Source organism: Verrucomicrobiota bacterium (assembly GCA_037139415.1).
Taxonomy (GTDB): Bacteria; Verrucomicrobiota; Verrucomicrobiia; order Limisphaerales; family Fontisphaeraceae; genus JBAXGN01.
This window is the reverse complement of record JBAXGN010000050.1, coordinates 21,093-42,904: the sequence shown is the minus strand read 5'-3', so window position 1 is coordinate 42,904 and position 21,812 is coordinate 21,093. Positions and strand designations below refer to the sequence as shown.

Sequence of the window (21,812 nt, the reverse complement as noted above, 5' to 3'; positions counted from 1 at the left end):
GCAGCCATAATCTGCTGGCGACAGACAATATCTATTTACGGATAAGCACTAAATAACAAGCATTTTATATACCAATCTAGATTCCATCAACCGCTTAGGTAATAGGCCTATTCTGCCTGAACCCCAACCTTCTGCATCGCGGCGCGCAGGTGGGCGAGGGCGGCTTGGTAATCTTTGGGGCCGACGTATTCGAGCACCAGGGGGGCGTGTGGGGTGTGGGTGGCGGCGAGGCGTACCAGTTTTTCGTAGTCCAATGAGCCTTGTCCAGCCGGTACCCCGCGTTCGACATGGTACTTGCGGTCCTTGGCGTGGAGACAATCAATGTGCGGGGCCAGTTGCTGAAACATTTCATCAAGGTCGTTCACTTCAATGAGATTGGCAGGATCGAGCAGGGCGCGAAGGTGGGGTGAATGGATTTCCTCCAAAAAGAGGCGCAGACGTTTGGCGCTGGCCAGGAAACCGCGATAGAAACCTTCCAGTAATATCTTGGCGTCGCGTTTTTCCGCCAGTGCGGCTAGTTGCTTTCCAGTCTCCAGCATGTAGGTCCAGACTTCATCCTGGAAGTGATGCGCGATACGCGGTTCGGGCTCCTTGGGATCGCGGAAATGACCGGCTTCGCTGATGAAGGTGTTCACGCCCATGTGGCCGCCGACATCCATCATGGCGGCGAAGTAGTCGAGGTTGGCCTTGCGCTCGGCGGGGTCGGGATGGATGAGATTGGCATAGACGCCAAGACTGTGGATCGTGATACCTGCATCGCGGTACACGTCAGCGATTTCCTTGCAACGCGCGGGCGTCAGGCTGGAGACATCGGAGCGCTGGTTGTATTTCCAGAAGTTACTATCGGTCTGCACCAGGAACAACTGGATGAGCTTGAACCCCGAGGCAGACAGTTCCTTGGCCAATGCGGCGTTGGTGTAGTTGTTGAAGCCCAGGGTGGCGATGCCCACCTTCAATTTGGCAGGTGCGGCTTCAGTCGCCGCGTCCAGTTTAAGGGCGGGCAAGCCCAAGCCGCATAAAGCGGTGGTTTGAGCCGCACCGAGGAACAGTTGCCGACGGGATAGGTTCGTTTTCATTTACAAAGCTTGTTTTTCAGGGTTCGGTGTCTGGGTTTAAAGGTTCCAACCGGCACGATATTCGCGTTGCAATAGTTTGTTGGCTGCCTTGTCATTCGGGAACTCGAATTTGGCGCCATCCCAGATCAGCTTTTTTTGCAGGCGCACGGCGATGTTGCCCAGCAGGCAAACCTGGGTCAGCAGGCCCGAGTGATCCACAAAGTCCGAGCCGGCGCGTTCGCCACCCCGGCAGGCGGTTACCCATTCGTGGTAATGACCGGGGGAGCGTGGCAGGGTCTTGGGCGGCTTGCGGTAGCTGTCCATGCGGGAATCCGGGATCAGCCGTTGCCCCATGAGTTTGCCTTTGTCGCCGATATAGACGATGTCATCCTGGCGGTCGTCCGGTTCCAGTTCTGGTGGGCGTTGCGGCTTTAAGCCGCCATCGTACCAACTGAGAGTGACGGGTGGCATGTCGCCCCGGGCGGGGAATTCAAAGCGAACGATTTCACCCAGCGGATACGTCTCATTGCTCTGTTTGGTGCAGCAGCCCTCGATGCTGGTGGGATGCCCCAGCTTGAGCGCCTTGAAGACCGTGGAGAGTTTATGGCATCCCAAGTCGCCGAGCAGGCCGGTGCCGAAATCCAGCCAGTTGCGCCAGGTCCAGGGGTGATAACAGGGATGATAAGGGCGATACGGTGCGGGCCCAAGCCAGAGGTCCCAATGCAGGCCATCGGGGACCGGCGGCGTGTCCTTCGGGCGGCCTTCCCAATCCGGCCAGGTCCAGAACCGGGCAGGGGTCCACACCTGCACTTCATGCACCGCGCCGATGGCTCCGTCGGCAATGATTTCGCGGACGATCCGGGCGCGCTCTTCGGCCTGGCCCTGGTTACCCAATTGGGTGGCGACTTTGGCCTGGCGCGCGGCTTCAGTGACTCGCCGCGCCTCGTCCACGGTGTAGGTGAGCGGTTTTTCGCAATAAATATGTTTACCGCGTTTGAGGGCGGCCAGTGTAATCACCGCGTGTGTATGATCCGGCGTGGCAACCAAGACGGCATCCACATCCTCTTTCTCCAGCAATTCGCGATAATCGCTGTAGGTTTTGACGCCACGATACTGGCCGGAGGGTTTATTTTTGCCGTAATGCTCCTCGGCCATGCGCCGGGCCGGTTCGGCACCGCATGGTTTTTGTTCCTTGCCCTGACCCCAGTTCCATGACAGGTAACCGCCACTCTCGCGGTTCACATCGCACACCGCTGCGACCTGGATTTCCGGGAACTCCAGGAACGCCGACAGGTCTTGCATTCCTTGTCCCCCCAGGCCAATGCCGGCCAGTGTGATCTTGTTGCTGGGGGCCACTTGTCCGGGACCGCCCAGCAGATGGCGCGGCACCACGGTAAAGGCGGTCGCCGCCACGGTGGTCTGCAAGAAGTTACGGCGGGAAAACAAGTTGCCAGCAGGCAACCTGCCCTGCGAAGTGGAAATTTGCTTTTTCATTGTGGTGGTTATTTCACCAGTTTAATCCAAACGGGCAAGTTAATTATTGAGCAGAGTGGACTATCCGGGCTACCTTCCACCTGCTTATGGATGAAAAGGCGATTTATGACGGGATATTGATGTGGATTGGCATGGTGGTGATCGTGACGTTTCACGAGTTCGGCCATGCCTATACGGCGTGGCGTTGCGGCGATGACACCGCATATCTGCAAGGGCGGGTCACGTTAAACCCGCTTTCCCACATTGAGATATTCGGGACGGTGCTGCTGCCATTGCTGGCGATTGGGTTGTCCGCCTCGGGCTCGGGGCTGGGCAGTTTCATTATTGGCTGGGGCCGACCGGTGCCGGTGAACCTGGCCAACCTGCGCCGACGTACGGTGGATGACATCCTGGTTTCCATGGCCGGGCCGGCGATGAATGTGGCTCTGGCGGTGGCCGTCATGGCCATTGCGCGCGCCGGGGCGTTCGCCGGGAGCGAGCCGACGGTTGATTATTGCATCAGCCTGGCCGCACTGAGCATGTTCCTTTGCTTCTTCAACCTGCTGCCAATTCCGCCGTTGGATGGGTCGCGGGTGTTACGGTATTTGATCGGCATGACCGAGGAGGCCTATATGCGCTTCAGTCAGTGGGGCTTCGTCATCATCATTGTCCTCATCAACCTGTTTCCGGTGGTCTTTCTGGCGCTGGCCCATGCCACCAAGTTTTCCATCGCGGTTATGTCGCATTTGTATGGCAGCCGCTGGATTTGATTTACCAAGGATTGAGCTATGTCATTTTCATTGATTACAAGGCGCAGTTTAAAAGTTGGTGGCGGTTTGGTGGTTGGCGTATGCCTGGCGCTCGGCCGCAATTCCATGGTGGCCACGCCACCACCAGCCGCGCTGGCGAACAGCGATTATGAGGCGGAGGTTCAGCAGTTCGAGAGTGATCGCAACAGTGTTGGCCAATTCTATAGCCTCCCCTGGTCGGAGGCCCGATTTGATCGTCTGGAGCGCTTGGGCCAGGAATGGCAGGCGCGGGTGAAGATCGCCGGTTTCAAAAAGCTTAACGTCCAGGGGCAGGTGGACCAGGCACTTTTGCTCAACTTGCTCCAGCGCTCCCAAGCTCGCCTGGAACGCGACCGCCAGCGGTTGCAGGATATGCGTGACCTGTTGCCGTTTCGCGAGGCCATCCAGAAGCTGGAACTGGCCCGCTGGCACATGACCCCGTTGGATGCTCAAGCCGCCGCCACCGAGTTGGCCGGCGTCCCTGAACAGATAAAGAAACTGCGCGAGCGGCTGGATGCGGGCCGGAAAGATAAACCCAAGGACAAGGCGACCGGGGACGACAAGAAGGAAACGACCGAAACCAAAGAGGAACCGTCCAAGACCGCCGGTACGAACGCGCCGTCGTTGAAGATTTCCGCCACGTTAGCCCGGCGCGCCGCCAGTGCCACGGATGAAGTCCGGCAGACCCTGAAGAATTGGTTCAACGCGTATGATGGTGTTCAGCCTGAATTCAGTTGGTGGCTGAAGAAACCCCAAGAGGAAACGGCCAAGGCGTTGGAGGAATACGCGAAGTGTCTGCGCGAAGAGCTGGCCGGCCTCAAAGGCAAGCCGGAAGATCCGCTGGTGGGCGAGCCATTTGGCGCCGCCGCGCTGCAAACCGAGATCACCACTGAATTTCTACCCTACACCCCGCGCGAGTTGATTGCCATCGGCGAGCGTGAATTCGCATGGTGCGAAGAACAGATGCGGAAGGCCGCCGCCGACATGGGCGTGGCGGATTGGAAAGCGGCACTGGCGGGTGTGAAATCGCAACATGTGCCGCCGGGGAAACAGGAGGAAGTGGTGGCCACTGAGGGGCGTGCCGCCGTCCAGTTTGTGCGGGAGCATGATTTGGTTACGGTGCCGCCGTTGTGCGAGGAAACCTGGCGGTTGACGATGCTGAACAGCGAGCAGCAAAAGACCATGCCCTACGCCGCCTATGGCGGGCAAAGCGTGCTCGTGGCGTATGCGCGCGAGGACATGAAACATGAGGACAAGGTGATGTCCATGCGCGGCAACAACCGCCCGTTCATGCACTTGGTGATCCCGCATGAGCTGGTCCCCGGCCATCACCTGCAAAACTTTGTCGGCTCCCGTTACCAGCAGCAACGCAGTCTGTTTGCCACTCCTTTCCTCGTGGAAGGGTGGGCGCTGTATTGGGAGTTGCGCTTATGGGATCTGGGATATGCGCGCACGCCCGAGGAGCGCGTTGGCATGTTGTTTTGGCGGATGCACCGTTGCGCCCGCATTATTGTCAGTTTGAAATTTCACCTCGGCGAGATGACCCCGCCGCAAATGGTGGATTTCCTGATGGCCCGCGTGGGGCATGAGAAGCTGGGGGCGACCAGCGAGGTCCGCCGGTATATCAGTGACGATTACTCACCCCTGTATCAGGCGGCCTATATGCTTGGGGGATTGCAATTATACACGCTGCACAAAGAAACGGTCGGCAAAAAGAAAATGAGCGAACGGGAATTTCACGATGCGGTGTTGCGTCAGGGAGCCATCCCCGTGGACCTGATTCGCCGAGTGATGCTGGAGTTGCCGGTGAAACCCGGCGCGGCCCCGGACTGGCGCTTCGCGCAGTGAGCCGGATTTTACCCGCGAATCACGCGAATTTTTTAAATTATTTCATTCGTGCTTGGTTGCAAGATTTGCTGGAATGAATTTTTTTCGGGTATTTGCCAATCGTTCGTATTCGAGCTTTGGGTAGTGCGCGAAATTGACCAATAGCCCCAGTTCGTATCCGGTGGCGTTAAGATAATTGATCACTTGTGCGCGATGTTCATCAACCAAGGTGGACACTGCTTTGAGTTCCACCACAATTTTACCGTAGCAAATCAGATCGGGTTGGTAGGTGCATTTTAGCGGATGCCCTTTGTAGGTCAGAGCAACCTGTGGCTTGGATACAAAAGGAATGCCTTTCATGCTCAATTCGATTTCAAGACATTCCTGATAGACTGCTTCCAGAAACCCGCACCCTTTGTCATTATATACCTCGAAACAAGCCCCGATTATCTTGTATGCTTCGTCTTTATAAATCAGATCGTTCATAAATAATTTCAACTCGGGAATTACCTATCTCGCTAACAAATTTCCACGTTTTTCCATTCGCGTTCATTGGCGTGATTAGCGGGCAAAATCCGTTTTCTGCCGTTCGAGGAATTTGCGGCGCCATTCCGCGCGCGGCAATTTTCCCCGGGCGTTGGCTTCCAGCGAATCCACCAACCACCACTCGCGCGGCACCTGCCAGGCGGGCAGGCGGTCCAGGAGAAAATGTTTCAAGCTTTCTGCGGAAAGCGAGTGTTTGCCGGCGACACAAGCCACGATGCTTTCCGTGCGGTCGGCGTCCGGGCTGGGAACCCCAAACACCAGGCAGTCGCGCACCCCGGGGTGCAGGCGCAGCGCGTGTTCCACGTGTTCCGGGGAAACCTTGCGTCCGGCCACATGGATCTGATCGCTTAACCGCCCGCGCAAAAAGACCTGCCCGCTGGTCATTTCTGCCAGGTCACTGGTCTGAAACCGGCCTTGGCCCAGCGCCGGGCTGGCTTCCGGCCAATACGTTTCCGCCACCGCCCGGCTCTGAACCAGCATGCAACCCTCATCATTCACCGAGAGCCGCACGTGCCGCATGGGCTGGCCCACGCAGGCATCGTCCAGGCGCGGCGTGGGCGTGGAATCATAGGCAATGCCGCCGCATTCGGAGGAACCGTAAAAGTTGTGAATTTTCAGCCCGGTGGCTTCAAACACGGCCCGCTCCAGAGTGATCGGCAGCGGCGCGCTGGCAGAAATGGCCAGGCGAACGGTATTCGGGATGGCCGCCGCCTCATGCCAGGCGCGCCAAAGCGCGGGCACGGCGGGCAGGGTGATGGCCGGGAAAAGCTGCGCGGCCCGGCGCATGGCTTCTGGCAATGGCGAGGGCGCGACGAGGAGCGGAATACCGAACAAGGTCAGCGGCAACACCAGGTTGGAGAATCCATACGAGTGAGCCATGGAAATCACCGCCAGGTTGGGCCACTCGGGGCGCAGGCCCATGGTGGGCAGGATGTGCTCCGCATCCGCCGCAAGCTGGGCCCCCGTGAAGGCCACGACCCGGGACTGGCCGGTGGTGGCCGAGGTAAGTTTGAGATGTGCGATGCCCGGTGGCGGCAACGGCACCGCCGGCGGCTTTTGGCCGGGCTCCAACGGGCATACCACCGACTGATCCCGCCAGCCGCGCAATACTGCCAGGATAAATTGCGCCGAATGCCCATGCGGGCAGATCAAACCCGGCTTGCCGCGCGCGGAAGATTCCACCGCGGTGGCGAGTTGTTCGAAAGTCCAGGCGTCTCCGGTGGCCAGATCCCGCAACGCCAATTCCTTGCGTCGTTCCTTCGCCACCTGGCGCCAGCGCTCATAAAGCAGGCTCATGTGTTAATCGTCTGGCAGTGTTCCAATTTGGCGCGAATTGGCAAGCCTTAGTATTGTTCATAAACGCTGAATCTCGATCCGCCAGCCGGCGAGGTTGGGGGATAAAAACGGCTCCGCCTAACGCTTGGGGGGGCCACGTCCAATGATGACTGGTGCGACGGGGATAAAAACTGGACCAAAACTGGACCGTTTCTGTACCAAAAATGAAATTTTCAGGAAATGGTTTCGACGGATGTCATTTTTATAAGTTGGTGTAAAACAGACGGTTGTGAGGTTTTCGAGTCAAGCGCCGCTGGTCCATTTTGCAGGGGGGTGGTGCAGTTTGGTTGCGGGAAGGTCGCCAAAAGCTGGCGCAGCGAGTTCTGGCAGCAGGCGAAGCTGTTGGAAAACAGCATCCGATCCAGGTTCATGAATCGTTGGGCCGTGCGAAAGTATTGGGTGATGAGGGATGGTTTGGGGCGCGGACCGATCCGGCGCTGGGAAACACGAATGATGGCGCGGATGATGACCGGCTTGATGATCTTGGGGCGGATGATGCGGGAGATGAATTTGTGCGGCCACATAGGAATTTCAGATTTCAGATTTCAAATTTCAGAGAGACAGGGATGCCCGCGAATTACGCGAATAGACGCGAATGGGGAGCGAAGAGCATGGCATAAAAATGGCAGGTAAAAAATCGTGTCGAAGAAGATGGGAGTTTGGAGTCAGGAGCTGGAATTTTAAACGATCCTGCATCGGAATTTGAGTTTTCATAATATTATGTCGTTCTATTTTTCAGTCAGGTGGGTCGCGACACACGGTGTCTGGCGGACCGCAAACGCGCGGTCCGTGATGACCCACGGGCGAGAGCGTGACACAGGAATGGAAAAAGCGATTCCCTCCCAGGGGGAAATAATTCAAATGGGGATGCGGAATACTCGATTTCGGAGTGCGGATTTCGAAGTGCGGAATGATTAAGCAAAGAAACAAATGCGGAATGAAACTGATTTTGCAGAAAAATAGGGAATCGGACATGGCAAAAAAATTAGCTGGCATAAAAATGAAGACGAAAAACGGGACGGATAGGACGCATGGGACTGATGGACGGGATAAGGCCAGAAGATAGGGTGGATGGGAGGAATGGGGCTAATAGGACTGATGGAGGACAGCAAAGACAGCAAGGACCAAAAGGACGAAAGGAGCCATTACCATTGGCGGTAATACCCCAGCAGGTGGGCATCAAAACAACCGTATTTTCACCAATTGTTGACTGGGTTGAGGGCCCAAGCTTTCAGCAACGAACGGTCGAGAAAGACCCGCAACCGAAGCGGCTCGCCCGATTTCAAGGCGCAGGCGCTTGCAACTTTTGCACCAGGAAATCCCAGATATCTTGGTATCCCTCGGTGGGGTGGTCGGGATACTTCACGAGGCAGACCGCACCGGCTTTTTCGGCGAGCTTTTGGAAACCAAGCGCCCAGGCGGGCGAGTGAACCTTGTAATCCATCTCGGTGACCTTCTCCGGCTGCGTCAAACCCCAGTTGTTTTCAAAATAGATCGGGGCCGCGCCTTGGTGCAACAGCGCCTCGGGCGACCATTTCTCAATGAGCGGCAGCAGTTCATCGCGCCGCTTCTCGGATTCTTCAAAGCTGCAACCCAGCGCCGGCGCTCCCCACTTCACGCCGGGCACCCATTCCTGCATGCGCTTCGGGTCAATGCTCGGCTGGCTGCGATAAGCCGCCACGCCAGTGACCTTGGTGGAGACACGGCCGACGGGGTCGTCCGATTTGGGATCGGCACGGTTCCCGGCGCAACCGACATACAGCGCGGGCAGTGTTCCCTGCGAGCCACCGCCCACCGCGATCTTGCGCGGGTCCAGCTTCCACTGCGCCGCATTCAGGCGCACGAACTGCACGGCGCGGCAGGCGTCGTTCATCACATAGCAAACCGGCGGGTTCGCTTTTTCATCCACGCCGTCGGTCAGCGTGCGCAACTGCACGCCAATCACGGCGATTTGTTTCGGCAGGAAGCGACTGAGGTCCGGCACATGCTTGCTCGGCTTCCAGATGCCGCCGTACCAGATCAAAACCGGAAACGGGCCGCTCCCATTCGTCGGCACATGGATATCCATCAACTGGCGCGGACTCGGGCCATAGGCAACGTCCGCGTGGGTCGGGACCGGCTTGGGCGCGGCCCCGAACACCGTCGTTCCCGCAGTCAGTGCGACACAGGTTAGCAGGGTGGTGAAGCGATGATGTCTCATGGTCTTGTTTGTTTGATGTGGGTGTGGTTTGAATGCAATAGGATCAACAACTACGGGGAGGAGGCAGGGAAGCTCTCCGCAACGGCTTTGCGAAAAACGGGGACAAACTTGTTAAGATTGGACGACGGCCCGGCGTATTGGACCAGGAATATCGTGATGAGCCGATGCTCGCGATCAATGGATGATACGGTGCCGAAAGTGCCGCCATGACCAATTCGCCCACCCTGGGTGTCGAACCCGAAACCATACGACTGCGGTAAGTTGCCCGTCTGCTTCGAGGTCATCTGCCGAACCGCCTGCTCGGAGAGGATTCGCTGACCGGCAAAGACACCGCCATTGAGAATCATACGGTAGAAGTTCAACAGGTCGCTGGCCGTGGAGAACAGACCGCCGGCGGGTTGGATGCAGCGTGTGTGGTCATCCAACGGATAACGGAGCTGGGGAATCGGCGCTTCTTCGAGCGCGGTGCCGGCAGCGTTCGGCTTATAGGCTTTGGCGAGGCGCTTGAGTTGGTCGGCGTTGGGGTGGAACGTTGTGTCTTTCATACCGAGCGGGGTGAAAACGCGTTCGGCGAGGAATCGTTCATACGGCAGGCCGCTGACGAGTTCGACAATACGGGCGGCGGTGTTGATGCCGGCGTTCGCATAGAGATGTTTCGTGCCAGGCTCAAATTGGAGCGGCGACATCACGTAGGCGTGCATGCGCGCGTTGAGCGGCAACAGGTCGAGCGTCGGTTGCTCGATTGACGTCTTGTAAAGCATCCCGCTGGTGTGGTTAAGCAGGTTGCTGACGACAATGGGATGTTGCGGTTTCTTCAACAACACATGCTGATTGTCGTGCTCCGCCGCAAGCCACTGGTCTTTGAATTCCGGCAGATACTTCTCGACCGGATCATCCAGGCTCACCTTTCCCTCGTCCACAAGCATCATCAACGCTGTTACCGCGATCGGCTTCGACTGCGAGGCGATCCAAAACAGGCAATCGGGGCGCATGGGTTGATTCGCAGCGAGGTCGGCCCAACCAACCGCTTGGACGTCGAGTACCTTGTCAGCGGTGGCTACGAGAGTGACCGCGCCAGCGAGTTCGTGGTGGTCCACGAACGACTGAAGTGCGGAGCCCGGCTTTGGCGGTTCGGCGACGCCCGCCCAAACGATCAGCGCCGCGCACAACAACGTAATGGAACGAATCTTGATCATGGCTGCCATTGGTCCTCAACCTCCGGCACTCCACGGCAGCAGCTTGAAGGGCTGATGGCGATGAAGACAGCGTTGCCAAGTTGGTTATGCATATATGGAGCGGTTGTAAATGAGGTCATTGGGTTTGTCGAGCGGTTGCTGTTGCTGCGGGCGGCGTCCAGAAAGTTCCCTGAATCGGGCGGTCTTCATCACGCGGGCCGTTGAAATAATAGATGGTGAAGACCTTGCCATCCGGGCGAACCAGACTGCGCGGGTAGCCCAGGTCACCGGTAAGCCCGTCATCGCGCAAAATGATTTCCGGTCCCCAAGAGCGGCCTTCATCGCTGCTGATCCGTGCGCGCGCGCCGAATGGCCGGCGGCGATAACCATACGTCAGACACAAACGACCATCCTTCAACTGCACGAGCGCCGGTGGATTGCTGCCGATGTCGGGCGTGGCGTCGCCGAGCGAAGCCCAATGCTGGCCGAGATCATCGCTACGCCAGGCAGCGATGCTGTGTTTCTGGCCCCCGCCATGGCGGATGGTCGTCACCAGCGCACCGCTCGCCAGTCGCACCGTGGAGGGCATGATGGCATAACCGGTTGCCGGTTCGGGGCCAATGAGCGAGACGAGCTTCCACGTCAACCCGCCATCCGTGGTGCGCGCACAGAATACGCGGCCTTCCTTGTCGTCGCTCAGCTTCGCTGCGCTGCCGAACATCAGGCAATCGCGTTGACCAAGTACGATGAGATCGGTGCGGGTACAAATCTTATCCATACCTTCGACGGCAAATGAGAATGGCCCGCGCCAGTTCTTGCAGCGATCATTTGAAACATAAAACCAGGACGGCCCCGCATGCAGACCGCCGAAGCGGAACATGAGCGCAAAATTCGGCGCGGTAAAATCCAGCGGCTCCTTCAACAGGTCGGGTTTCTTCTCATGACCGATTTCGCGGAACGGCAGGTCACTTTCGTTTTTCCAAGTCTTGCCGCCATCGAGACTGCGCGCCTGCCAGCACTCGAAGGGCTTGCTGCGGTCCACGGCGTGATCGTTGGTCGGATGCTTGTACCATGCGACCTCGAAGCCCGCCACCAGTTCATTGCCCCACTGCCAGAGGCCGTGATTGGCCGGCCAGCCGCCGTAACGGCCCGGTTCGTTGAAGAGGGTAACGTTTTCTTTCGAGGCTGGCGACACGGTTGGCACCGCGACTTTGGATTTCGCCTCCGCTTCACCGGGAATGCCGACGACCAGGTGCGCATCCGCCGCGGCGTTTGCCGTCGGCGCGGGAGGTGTGGAGCCGAAAGCGTCCGTTCCGGCTTTTTGGAACGCAGGCAAAATCTTCTTTCCGTCCCTGGCCCAACCGGCGTGTTGCACCAGGAAAATCGTGATGAGTTGGTGTTCGCGATCATAGCGCGAATTGGTGTTGTAAGCGCCGCCATGGGTGACGATTCGGCCATTGGTGCCGAAACCGAAACCGTACGCGGACTTGGCTTCCCCGGATTGATCGGAAGTCATCTGTGCAACGGCTTTTTCGGAGAGGATACGGCGGCCATTGAAAATGCCATGGTTCGCGATCATCCGGTAGAAGATTGCGACGTCATTCGCGGTGGAAAACAAACCGCCGGCTGGCATGGGCTGCCGCTCACGGTCATCGAGCGGATACTTGAGTTGGCCGATCGGGCATTCTTCGAGGTCGTCCTTTTTGGCATTCGGCTTATACGCTTTCGCCAGCCGCGTGAGCTGGCTGGCATTCGGCCAGAACGTGGTGTCTTTCATGCCGAGCGGTTTGAAGATCCGCTCGTCGAGAAACCGTTCAAAGCTCATCCCGCTGACGACTTCGACGATGCGCCCAGCGGTGTTGATGCCGGCATTCGAATACTTCGACTTCGTGCCCGGCTCAAATAGCAGCGCCATCTTGGCGTAGCTCTGCACCCGCTCGGCAAGGGGCTTCAAATCAAGCGTCGGCTCTTCCATGTCCGACTTGAACGGCAGGCCGCTTGTGTGACTGAGTATTTCGCGCACGAGGATCGGATGGCGCGGCGCTTTGAGTTCCGGCTGCGCCGCGTTCGTGCTGAGATTCACCTGTTGCCCCTTGAACTCCGGCAAATATTTTTCGACCGGATCATCTACGTTCACCTTGCCTTCATCCACCAGGATCATCAGCGCGGTTGCCGTGATTGGCTTCGATTGCGAGGCGATCCAGAACACGCAGTCCGGGCGCATCGGTTTTTTCGCCGCGATGTCCATCCAACCGACCGCTTCGAGGGCGAGGATTTTATTCGTATCGGCGACGAGGATCACCGCCCCCGCCAGCGTGCGGTCCTCCACGAACGGTTGCAGGACGGGCGCAAGTTTCGGCGATTCTGCCGCCTGCATCGGCGGCCATGCGGCAATGGTTGCCGCGAGCAACAACAAATTAAGCGTGGACCAGGAACGGTTGGTTTGAGTTTTCATTCGAGCGGGTTGATTATTTCTTGGGAGCGGGTGGCAAGGTTTTGAGCCATGCGAGATTAAAGACGTAATGGTTTTTGCTGCTAAGAAGTTGGACGCGGCCATCGCGCGTTTGGGTTACCGCGAGGTACCCGGTGGGTTCCGCCATCGTGTCGCTCACGATGAACGCGCCTCGATCAATCGTCGGTTCAGTGCGTTTGGGACCGCCGGGAGTAATCAGACGGCGGGCAGGCCATGTTTTGCCGTCGTCAAAGGATACGGCGGCGAAGAGACCGTAACCAGTGAACTCGCTGCCGTCGGCGGCTTTGAATTGCAGCCCCTGGCGCTGTTTCCAGTTGAGGCCCTGATCGGTATAGGAGCAGAGCAACAGCGGGCCTTCGTGCAAGCGAAAGAGCACCGCGCGTTGCGCGCTGCTGATGGCGGGAAACTCGGATTCGGCGAAGGTCCACGTTTTTCCCCAGTCGCGGGTGATGCTGATAGGCGTCTTGCCGTGGAAACGCGCCTGGTCCTCCTTGGGATCCTGCCGGCTGATCGCCATAATGCTGCCATCCGCGAGTTGCACAATTGGCGCGTGGATGCCGGGTGGGCGATGCCCGGTGCCGCCGGGCCGTATTTCGGCGGCGGTGTCGCGCTTCAGCATCTCAATCGCGTTCCATGTCTGGCCGCCATCCCGGCTGCTGACGAGACCTGTGGTGCGCGAGTCGTGGGTGATCAGAAGATACCCTTCGCGCGTACGGAGCAGTTGGTTGCCGAACTCGCCGTGCGGAAAAAGAGTGCGTGCCTTGGACCACGTTGCACCGTTGTTCGTGGAAGTCCTCAGGATGTTTTCCGCGAAGCCGCGCGCAAAGTGATAGAGCGTGTGGTCACCATCCCACCAGAGTTTCGGCGCGTGATCGTTTACGTCCGCGCCGTCCCAGAAGGGCGAAGCTGGTTCCCACTCAGTGCTACCTTGGCGCAGGCGGGAGGCCACATTGCACAACTCACTGCCACCTTCATCCACGCACGAAAACCACGCCGCCAACAGATCGCCGTTCGGGCATTCGGTAATCGCAGGGCTGTGGTTATGCCACGAGAACAGCGGACCGGATGAGTTCGCCGGGATTTTCACAAACGGGTTCGGGCCGGAGAAAAATGGGATGTCGGCGGACGGCAGTTGGAGTTTTGCGAGACCCTGGCTCACGTTTTGCGCATTCAACGGCGGCGGTGGTGGAGGCAACCGACTGCCCTTGGGCAATTCCCCCAGCACCACGCGGAACCCAATGACATCACTGACCGATTCCGGAATCCAAGCGCCGCGATTGGCAGAACGAATCAGCCGCGTGAAGCTCGAATGCCAGCCGCCGCGGAATACGCGAAAATCGCCGTCACTGCGGCCAAGCGGGTCGGTTTGCGCATCCGCCTCATAAGGCCCGTACCAATCGGCGCACCATTCAGCGACGTTGCCGTGCATGTCGAACAGGCCCCACGCATTCGACGGATTCTGCGCGACCCGCAGCGAGACCGGGCTGGTGATGACCTGATACTCCGGTGGCATCGTTCCGTTGGTAAAGTAGAGGGTGCGCCGGCTCAGCTCGCCGAACCAATGTTGATAACCGGCGGGCAAGGTGTCGCCCGTGTTGAACAATGTGGTCGTGCCGGCACGGCACGCATACTCCCATTCCGCCTCGGTTGGCAGGCGATAGGTTTTGCCTTCCCGCTTCGAGAGCCATTCGCAAAACGCGACCGCTTCAAACCAACTCACACCGGTAGCCGCCTCGTCATCCCCGCTACGGGCACGATGCTTCGGTTTGAACTGGCGGTATTGCCCGAGCGTGACTTCCGTCGCGCCGAAGTGGAACGGCTGGGTGATGGTGACCTTGTGCGCGGGCTTCTCATCCCAGTCGGCGTGATCGAACTCGGCGGGATGCTTATTCATGTGGTAATCTGCCGACGGACCGTTCTGCCCCATGATAAACCTACCCGGCTCGATGCGCACCAACTTCATGCCGAGCGAGTTGGTGAACTCTTTCGGCTCGGCGGTCTGCGAGGCACCCGGAAACGCCAGGGCCAAAATGGTGCAAAAAAGGGCTAGCTGTGGGGGCAACAGCCATAACCCAAACTCGCTACGCACCCAGTTAATATTCATGTTTCTTGGTTGAGTATAGCAACGCACCCGTTTATGTCTTTCCAAAATGTCCATTGGACTATTTTGAACAAGGGGCTTGCTCAGGAATTACTTGAGCAACATTGCGCCTGCTGGTGGCACGTCCACTGGCATGGACTTGCCTTTCCATTCCAAGGTGACGTGTTGCGGGTCAAGCGTTGCATTCGCCAGCACCACGGCTTCAGTGCCGTCCGGCGCGTGGAACGCATTGTGTAACACGGCGGCAGTGGTGCGCTCATTATAGGCGATCTTGCCGCCGGATTGTTTGGTCCGCGCCTTGTATGACGTCGTGTCACACGTCAATTTAGGCGGATGCAACATGCGCCCGAATTGCAGCCAGGGTCGGCCTTCCCCGTGGTAGAGCGTCACCCAGCGTTGCATGAACTTCGTTTCCGGGCTCGCGGTCGAGTATGTTGCAGGTGTGACAGTGCCATCCGGCGAGAGTTCCTCCAACGCCATATCATCCACCCAGGCTTTCGCCAGGCCGCTGAGGTTAATCATGATGCGCATGGTGGTGGTCTCGGCGGGCACTGTGAATTCAGCCGCCACGCGGGTCCAACCCGTGCCTGCTGCCGGAAACCGGAGTTGTCCCCCTTTGCCCAGCGATTTCATCCCGGTGGCGAAAAGCCCGAAACCAATGGCATTGGGAGCGGCCATCTGATCCGTTTTCAGCCAGGCACTCAGGCGATATTTCTTGCCCACGGCGAAACCGTCTGTACTGGCTGACACGTTTTGCGAGACCTGCACTATGTCACTGGCATTGGTATTTTCCAGCCGCAGGCTAGCGCTGCCACCGTGCTTTTCCTTGGAGTCGCTAAACGCCCGGCCAGTCCAATTGCGGCCTTGGTAGGCATGAACCTGATCCCAGCCCGCCAGCGGATTGCGTCCGCTCGCACGTGGTTCAAACCCACCGTTGACCAACACCGTCTCGCTGAGGTCTCGCCCGGATGGCACCAGGTGCGGCATCTGGCCGTTGACCAGGCAATAGGCTGACATCATCAGATCGTTTCCGCGCGGGTTGCTTTGAAACGTGGGGAGAAACTCGTGGTACAGATAATTGAACACCGACGCCCACTCATGCGGGCTTTCACAATCGCGGTAATCCTGAATGCCGGCCCGATGGTTGAACCACTCATTCGGTTCCTCAAAACAAACCACCGCCTCCGGCTGGGTTTTCCGCATGGTCGCCAGCATCGTCTGCAACTGCCGGTCAAACGCCTCGGTCTGCCACACCCCCGGCCCCGGCGGATGCGGATGCGTAGAATCGTAGCACGCCGGAAACTTGCCACCGACCACTTGATCTATTTGGATCATCTCACACCCGCGCTTGGCCAGCGGCACGCAAATGTCCTCGTTCCACCAACGGAGGGTCCACGGATCGCCGCCGCACAGGCACGCGGTATCTCCGCCGTCCAGCCAGCTTGGCGTTCGCAGGTATAATTTGCCGTCACGGGTCTGCACTGCGTGGGTCCGGGCCACCGTGTCGAACCGCTTCCGGTCATCCCATTCAAAACCGCCATCGGCGTTTTTGCGATACGTCAGCGTCCAGTGATAGCCCGAGGGCCAGGGAAACGCATGCGCGCCGAATGCGCGGGATCGCTCCACCAGCTTGGTGAACTGCTCATCGGAGGGGAATACGGGGAAATAATCCGGCGTCACCCAAGTCCCAATCTTCTCCCAGCCCCAGTACGCCATGATCAACGGAGCTTGGGGAAATTGCTTCTGCCAATAATTGCTCAGCCAGCGTTCAATGCGGTCCGGCTCGGCGAGCCACTCGCGCCCAAAGCGCACGATGGCGGGGCCGGCCTTCATCCAAGCCGGGATGTCCTGGCGTTGGGCGTAGGGCGTGGCGCACCACGGCTGTTTCAACGCCCATTCTTTGTAGAGATCGGCGGCATCGCGCCAATCCGCTGGGGCACCCTGATTGCCGGTAAACGTGGTCATCACCACATCGTATTCCCGCGCCACGGTGCCGGTGGCAAAACCGGCCTGGATCCAGCTAATTTCTATTCCTTCATTCACGCGACCCAACGTGAGGTGCTTGGGATGTCCCCGGCCATCGAGTGCGGCGGTATAAAAACCGGCGCGCTCATCATAATAACAGCCAAATTGCGCCGCCATGTTTCCCGGTTGCGCGATGCTCACCAGGGAACCAACCTTCATCCCGCCTGGCCGTCGGATCACGCCGCCCTTGGTGGAACCGACCACCGCCGCATCGTCCTCTCCGCTCTGCCCCAGCGGCGCGCGCAACACGACAAATGGGAAACGCACCGATTCCAACACCAACCCCTCAGGCACCTGCACCGCGATGCGCCAGTACACCAGCGGATCGTGGTTGGTGACACTGGCGGTACACACCACCCGGAACGGCCATTGCGCAAAGCCTTCATAAACCAGGGTGGCAACCTGTGCCTGTCCGGCCCGCTGAATCTCTCCTTTGAAACTTTTGGCGTCACCGCTGGTCAGGGTGAGTTGTTCGCCGGGTGGTGCGGCCTTTTTTGAGAACGACAGCGTGAACAAACGCGGGTTTTTCTGCGCGGCCACGAATTCCTGATGTCCGGCGTCCTGAAGCGAAACAATGGCACCGTGCTCCGCCTGGCCCAACCCCAGTGTCACACGTTCATTGCGCAACTCCAGCCGTCCCGGCTCGGCTGCGCCTCCCGCCGCCAAAGTGGCCAACCAACCCGCCAGCAACCCAGCGTGCAACCTACCCCCAAAGGCGGTTACCCCGACTGCCTTTGGCAGGCGGCATTGAAAATTTTTACGACGTGTGATGCTTTGCATAAGGGTTTGGACGCTGCCATGCCGCGCCTATTCGATTCGCCGTCAGCATCTTAGCCACTGTTAAACCACCAGGCCCGCGGCCAGGGCTGCATCAAACGCGTTGGTGCGTTACAAATAATACGAGGTGGGCAGGGTCGGTGGTGCCGTACCCCCTCACTTTGGCCCGTGCCCAAGGAAGCGCGGGAGCCGCAGGTTTTGGAGTGCGGCGGCAAGGTGGGGTGACGGGGGCCGCGACGCCGCTTTGGATGGGCGCACCAGCAAGCCTGTGATTATCCCGTCCCGCTGGGCGGCGGAATACCGCCTGACGTCATTGGGAAGCCGCCGTGGCCTCCCGCGCTCACGTAACTGGACGGAGCAAATCCAAAGCGGTGTCGCCCGTCGCCCCTTTTCCCCCGGCAGTTGCCACCGCACTCCAAAATTTCCCGCGCCGTCCTGTTTGAGACTCGTTCGTCGTCACCTACGTTGGCGGTTTGGCTTGAACCAAACCGAGCTTGATGCAGCCCTGGCCCGCGGACGGAAGAACCAACCAACGTTTGCTTTTAGCCTGGTTTGCGTCAAATTGTCATTGTGAATGACTTCTCACAACTGGATGAATTACTCGTGTGCCGTTTGGATAGCGGCCACAAAACTGTGACACCCTGCACCGTGGTTATCTTTGGCGCCAGCGGCGATCTCACGGCCCGCAAATTGATCCCGGCGCTGTACCATCTCTTTATCGGCAAACAATTGCCGGACCCGATGCGCATCATCGGCTTTGCCCGCCGGGAAAAAACTTCGGACGCCTGGCGGGACGAAATGAAAACGGCGGTGCAACAATTTTCGCGCACGAAAAACGTGGATTCGGATGCATGGGCTGTCTTCGCCCAGAATCTGGAATACTGCGCGGGTGATTTTTCCGATCCAAACGCGTACCTCAACCTGGAGAAACAACTGACCGCGTTTGGCCAGCCCGCCTTGCGGCAGAACCTGCTCTTCTATCTGGCCATCGCGCCAAGCCAGGTGGCCGCCACCGTGGAGCAACTGACCGCTGCCGGCTTGCTCCACAAGGGGACGGATGGACCGGGCTGGCAGCGCGTGGTGGTGGAAAAACCGTTTGGGCATGATTTTGCTTCTGCACGCGCGTTGAACACGCACCTCGCCCGTTTTGCCGGGGAACACCAGCTTTTCCGCATTGATCATTATCTGGGCAAGGAGACGGTGCAGAACATCCTTATGTTCCGCTTTGCCAACGCCATCTTTGAACCGCTGTGGAACCGGCAGTTGGTGGACCACGTGCAAATCACCGTCAGCGAAAAGCTCGGCGTGGGCAATCGTGGCGGCTACTACGAGGAGGCTGGTGCCATGCGGGATTTGGTCCAGAACCACCTTTTGCAGGTGCTTGCGTTGATGACCATGGAGCCGCCGGTCTCGCTCGAAGCCGAGTCCATCCGCAATGAAAAAGTGAAGTTGCTGAAATCGTTGCGGCCCATTTCGGACGCGCAAGTGGCCCGGCAGGTCGTGCGCGGGCAATACACGGCGGGAAGTGTGGAAGGGCAGAGTATGCCGGGGTATCGTCAGGAGCCGAAGGTGCGCCCGGACAGCCCGGTGGAAACCTATGTGGCCATGAAGCTGTTTATTGACAACTGGCGCTGGTCCGGCGTGCCGTTCTTCCTGCGCCACGGCAAATGCCTGCCGCTTAGCACCAGCGAGGTGCGCGTGCAATTCCGGCCCACCCCCAACGTGTTGTTTGCCGCGCAATGCGGTCCCCGGCTGGACGCCAATGCCATTACGCTCCGCCTGCAACCGAACGAAGGCATCACCCTGCGGTTCAATGGCAAAGTGCCGGGCCCCAGCCTGCAACTGCGTCCGGTGCGCATGCATTTCAGTTACGATACGGAATTTGGCGCGTACACCCCCGAGGCCTACGAGCGCCTGCTGCTCGAAGCCATGGCCGGCGATGCCACCCTGTTCATCCGTAGCGATGAGGTGGAATTGGCGTGGGGCTTTATTGATCCCATTCGCCAAGCTTGGGCGGGACAACCCTTGACCGACCGCGAATTCTACCCCGCCGGCACATGGGGACCGGTGGCCGCCCAAGAACTGCTCGCCCAGACCGGCCATGCCTGGCATTGACCTGACACAAACATTGCACCGCCACCCAGTTCGGTTATCATTGCACCATGAAATTGCTTGGTCTCACTGGCGGCATCGGCATGGGTAAATCCACCGCCGCCCAATGGCTCCGTGAAAACGGTATTCCGGTGACGGATACCGATGAAATCGCCCGCGAAGTGGTCGAACCGGGACAACCGGCGCTGGCAGAAATCCGGCGCGACTTCGGGCCGGAGTACCTTGACGCGGAAGGCCGATTGCGCCGCGATGCCATGGCCAAAAAGGTATTCGCCGATGCGTCCGCCCGCCAGCGCTTGGAAGCCATCCTGCATCCGCGTATCCGTGAAACCTGGCAGGCCCGCGTGGGCGAATGGCGGTCAGCAGGGCATCCGGTCGGCGTGGTGGTGATTCCCTTGCTATTCGAGACCGGTGCGGAAAAACAGTGCGACGCCGTTCTTTGTGTGGCGTGCTCGGCGGTGTCTCAATGGGCGCGCCTAGCGGCGCGCGGCTGGTCGGCGGAGGAAATCCGCCGGCGCCTCGCCTCCCAACAGCTTGTGGAAACCAAAATGGCCCGGGCGCACTACGTGCTCTGGACCGAGGGCGAGATCGCGGTGCTGGCGCAGCAACTCGAACTCGTGCTGCGCCGAGCTGCCGCTTGAGCGGGTCTGCGCCTTACGGCTTGGCCCAGTAATCCATCACGAAGACATCGTCCAACACCGGACCGAGGGACTTGGCGAAGGCTTGGTGGTCGGGATGCTTCAGATACACGTCCCGGTCGGCCTCGGTGCCGAACGAAAGCTGGAACGCATGGGTGATTCCCTTGTTCAGCTTCTCCGGGCTGACATTCACGCCGCATTCAAAGGTTTTGATGCCGCTGATTTTGGACTTCAACGCCCGAAAATCATTCTCCACCTTCTGAATCTGCTCTTCCGTGGCGGTGGCTTTGTATTTGAAGCACACCACATGCCGCAGCGTGCCTTCCTTTTTCGCCTGGGCGGAAACCGACCAAACAATTGCCCCGGCCATCATGGCCGCGGCCAACATCAGAATAAGTTTTTTCATGCTGGGCGGCACCCTAGCGCGGCCCGCCCCATCAAGTCGAGCGGAATCCGGCAGCCACAATAAGTAGGCAGCGCGTATGCATGAAAGTGCCAATCGGCCTAAAGGTGTTGGGGGGGGGGAAAAGCTCAGTTTGAAGTTCCGGTTTTAGCCCATCGGCGTCAGGCTAATGGAAGTTTTCCCAAAAGGGCGAGTTCAAACGCACAGAGTGTAAAAACGAAAATATTCTTGTCCTGCGCATAGAAAAACGTATCCTGCCTCAAGAATGATTATGACACAAATTCAATTTCATACCAGTTGATCAGTTATGATGAAAAAGTCGTCAGTCCGTCTCCTTCTTTACCTCGGAATTCTTCCGTTATTGTTGTTGCCCGTCAACGGCGCTGATACTCGCATCACGAAGGTTGCCCGAATAGATCTTCCCCCCAAAGGAAAGGTGTTGGTGAATATACACGGTACTTTTCGCGATCTCGTGCGTTACGCTATTTTTGGCGAGGACGGAACATTTCTGATGGATCTGCCTCAACACAGTGAGTGCCAACTCACATGTGAGCCTGGAACGAAGTCTTTTATCGCCATTGGGAGCAACGTCGCCGTAGTCACGGCTGATTTGGTGGCAGATAAAGTTTATGATCTGGCGATTGACCGACAGGGCTTCTCAACCAAGTTCGTCATTTTAGCCCAAGACCCAAAATATCGCAAAAATCTCGAATCCATCGAAAAGAAGGAAAAAGATAATATCTTCACTTTGGAACGTGACGAAGCCGCAGTCAAATTCGAGGCCGCACAAAAGGAGCGTCTTTTGGCAATTAAAAGCGATTTCCTCGGCGGCAAAAAATCGGGAAGGGTGGCTCGCTTGGGAAAAGACGATTGTCGTTGACCGA

16 protein-coding genes are annotated in these 21,812 nt (G+C 58.5%); 5 read left to right on the top strand and 11 right to left on the bottom strand.

The window, feature by feature from the left end:
• Positions 1–107 precede the first annotated feature (107 nt).
• On the bottom strand, positions 108–1,076 hold the full coding sequence (locus WCO56_10870) for a sugar phosphate isomerase/epimerase (protein ID MEI7730066.1): 969 nt from the start codon (positions 1,074–1,076) through the stop codon (positions 108–110).
• A 36-nt stretch (positions 1,077–1,112) separates the two neighbouring features.
• Positions 1,113–2,549, bottom strand: coding sequence for a Gfo/Idh/MocA family oxidoreductase (locus tag WCO56_10865; GenBank protein ID MEI7730065.1), 1,437 nt, complete (start codon positions 2,547–2,549; stop codon positions 1,113–1,115).
• 86 nt (positions 2,550–2,635) lie between these two features.
• Between WCO56_10865 and WCO56_10860 the strand changes: the two genes are divergently transcribed.
• Together WCO56_10860 and WCO56_10855 are read left to right on the top strand one after the other, a co-directional pair.
• The gene (locus WCO56_10860) at positions 2,636–3,298 is read left to right on the top strand and encodes a site-2 protease family protein (GenBank protein ID MEI7730064.1); all 663 of its coding nucleotides are present in this window, start codon (positions 2,636–2,638) and stop codon (positions 3,296–3,298) included.
• Between the two features lie 18 nt (positions 3,299–3,316).
• Positions 3,317–5,164, top strand: coding sequence for a DUF885 family protein (locus tag WCO56_10855; protein ID MEI7730063.1), 1,848 nt, complete (start codon positions 3,317–3,319; stop codon positions 5,162–5,164).
• Between the two features lie 42 nt (positions 5,165–5,206).
• Here the strand turns inward: WCO56_10855 and WCO56_10850 are convergent, their stop codons facing one another.
• From WCO56_10850 to WCO56_10815, 8 genes are all read right to left on the bottom strand, one after another.
• On the bottom strand, positions 5,207–5,629 hold the full coding sequence (locus tag WCO56_10850; GenBank protein MEI7730062.1) for a GxxExxY protein: 423 nt from the start codon (positions 5,627–5,629) through the stop codon (positions 5,207–5,209).
• Between the two features lie 75 nt (positions 5,630–5,704).
• A complete protein-coding gene (locus WCO56_10845; GenBank protein ID MEI7730061.1) occupies positions 5,705–6,985 on the bottom strand; it encodes a fatty acid--CoA ligase family protein in 1,281 nt (426 codons plus the stop codon).
• A gap of 212 nt (positions 6,986–7,197) precedes the next feature.
• Positions 7,198–7,548 (bottom strand): hypothetical protein, encoded by a 351-nt coding sequence (locus tag WCO56_10840; protein MEI7730060.1) that lies wholly within the window; start codon positions 7,546–7,548, stop codon positions 7,198–7,200.
• Positions 7,549–8,306: 758 nt separating this feature from the next.
• Entirely contained in the window at positions 8,307–9,224 is a 918-nt protein-coding gene (locus WCO56_10835) for a hypothetical protein (GenBank protein MEI7730059.1), read from the bottom strand.
• A gap of 50 nt (positions 9,225–9,274) precedes the next feature.
• Positions 9,275–10,420 (bottom strand): serine hydrolase domain-containing protein, encoded by a 1,146-nt coding sequence (locus WCO56_10830; GenBank protein ID MEI7730058.1) that lies wholly within the window; start codon positions 10,418–10,420, stop codon positions 9,275–9,277.
• A gap of 115 nt (positions 10,421–10,535) precedes the next feature.
• Positions 10,536–12,854: a serine hydrolase gene (locus WCO56_10825; GenBank protein ID MEI7730057.1), complete on the bottom strand. Its 2,319-nt coding sequence runs from the start codon at positions 12,852–12,854 to the stop codon at positions 10,536–10,538.
• Between the two features lie 13 nt (positions 12,855–12,867).
• A complete protein-coding gene (locus WCO56_10820; protein MEI7730056.1) occupies positions 12,868–14,976 on the bottom strand; it encodes an SUMF1/EgtB/PvdO family nonheme iron enzyme in 2,109 nt (702 codons plus the stop codon).
• Positions 14,977–15,063: 87 nt separating this feature from the next.
• Positions 15,064–17,778 (bottom strand): DUF6259 domain-containing protein, encoded by a 2,715-nt coding sequence (locus WCO56_10815; GenBank protein ID MEI7730055.1) that lies wholly within the window; start codon positions 17,776–17,778, stop codon positions 15,064–15,066.
• 567 nt (positions 17,779–18,345) lie between these two features.
• Between WCO56_10815 and zwf the strand changes: the two genes are divergently transcribed.
• Together zwf and coaE are read left to right on the top strand one after the other, a co-directional pair.
• Entirely contained in the window at positions 18,346–19,890 is a 1,545-nt protein-coding gene (gene zwf, locus WCO56_10810; GenBank protein ID MEI7730054.1) for a glucose-6-phosphate dehydrogenase, read from the top strand.
• 47 nt (positions 19,891–19,937) lie between these two features.
• On the top strand, positions 19,938–20,528 hold the full coding sequence (coaE, locus tag WCO56_10805) for a dephospho-CoA kinase (protein MEI7730053.1): 591 nt from the start codon (positions 19,938–19,940) through the stop codon (positions 20,526–20,528).
• Between the two features lie 13 nt (positions 20,529–20,541).
• Here coaE and WCO56_10800 read toward each other — a convergent pair whose 3' ends face one another.
• Positions 20,542–20,931: a Dabb family protein gene (locus tag WCO56_10800; GenBank protein MEI7730052.1), complete on the bottom strand. Its 390-nt coding sequence runs from the start codon at positions 20,929–20,931 to the stop codon at positions 20,542–20,544.
• Between the two features lie 304 nt (positions 20,932–21,235).
• On the opposite strand from WCO56_10800, the gene WCO56_10795 reads away from it, so the two are divergent.
• A complete protein-coding gene (locus WCO56_10795) occupies positions 21,236–21,808 on the top strand; it encodes a hypothetical protein (protein ID MEI7730051.1) in 573 nt (190 codons plus the stop codon).
• The last annotated feature ends 4 nt before the right edge of the window (positions 21,809–21,812 follow it).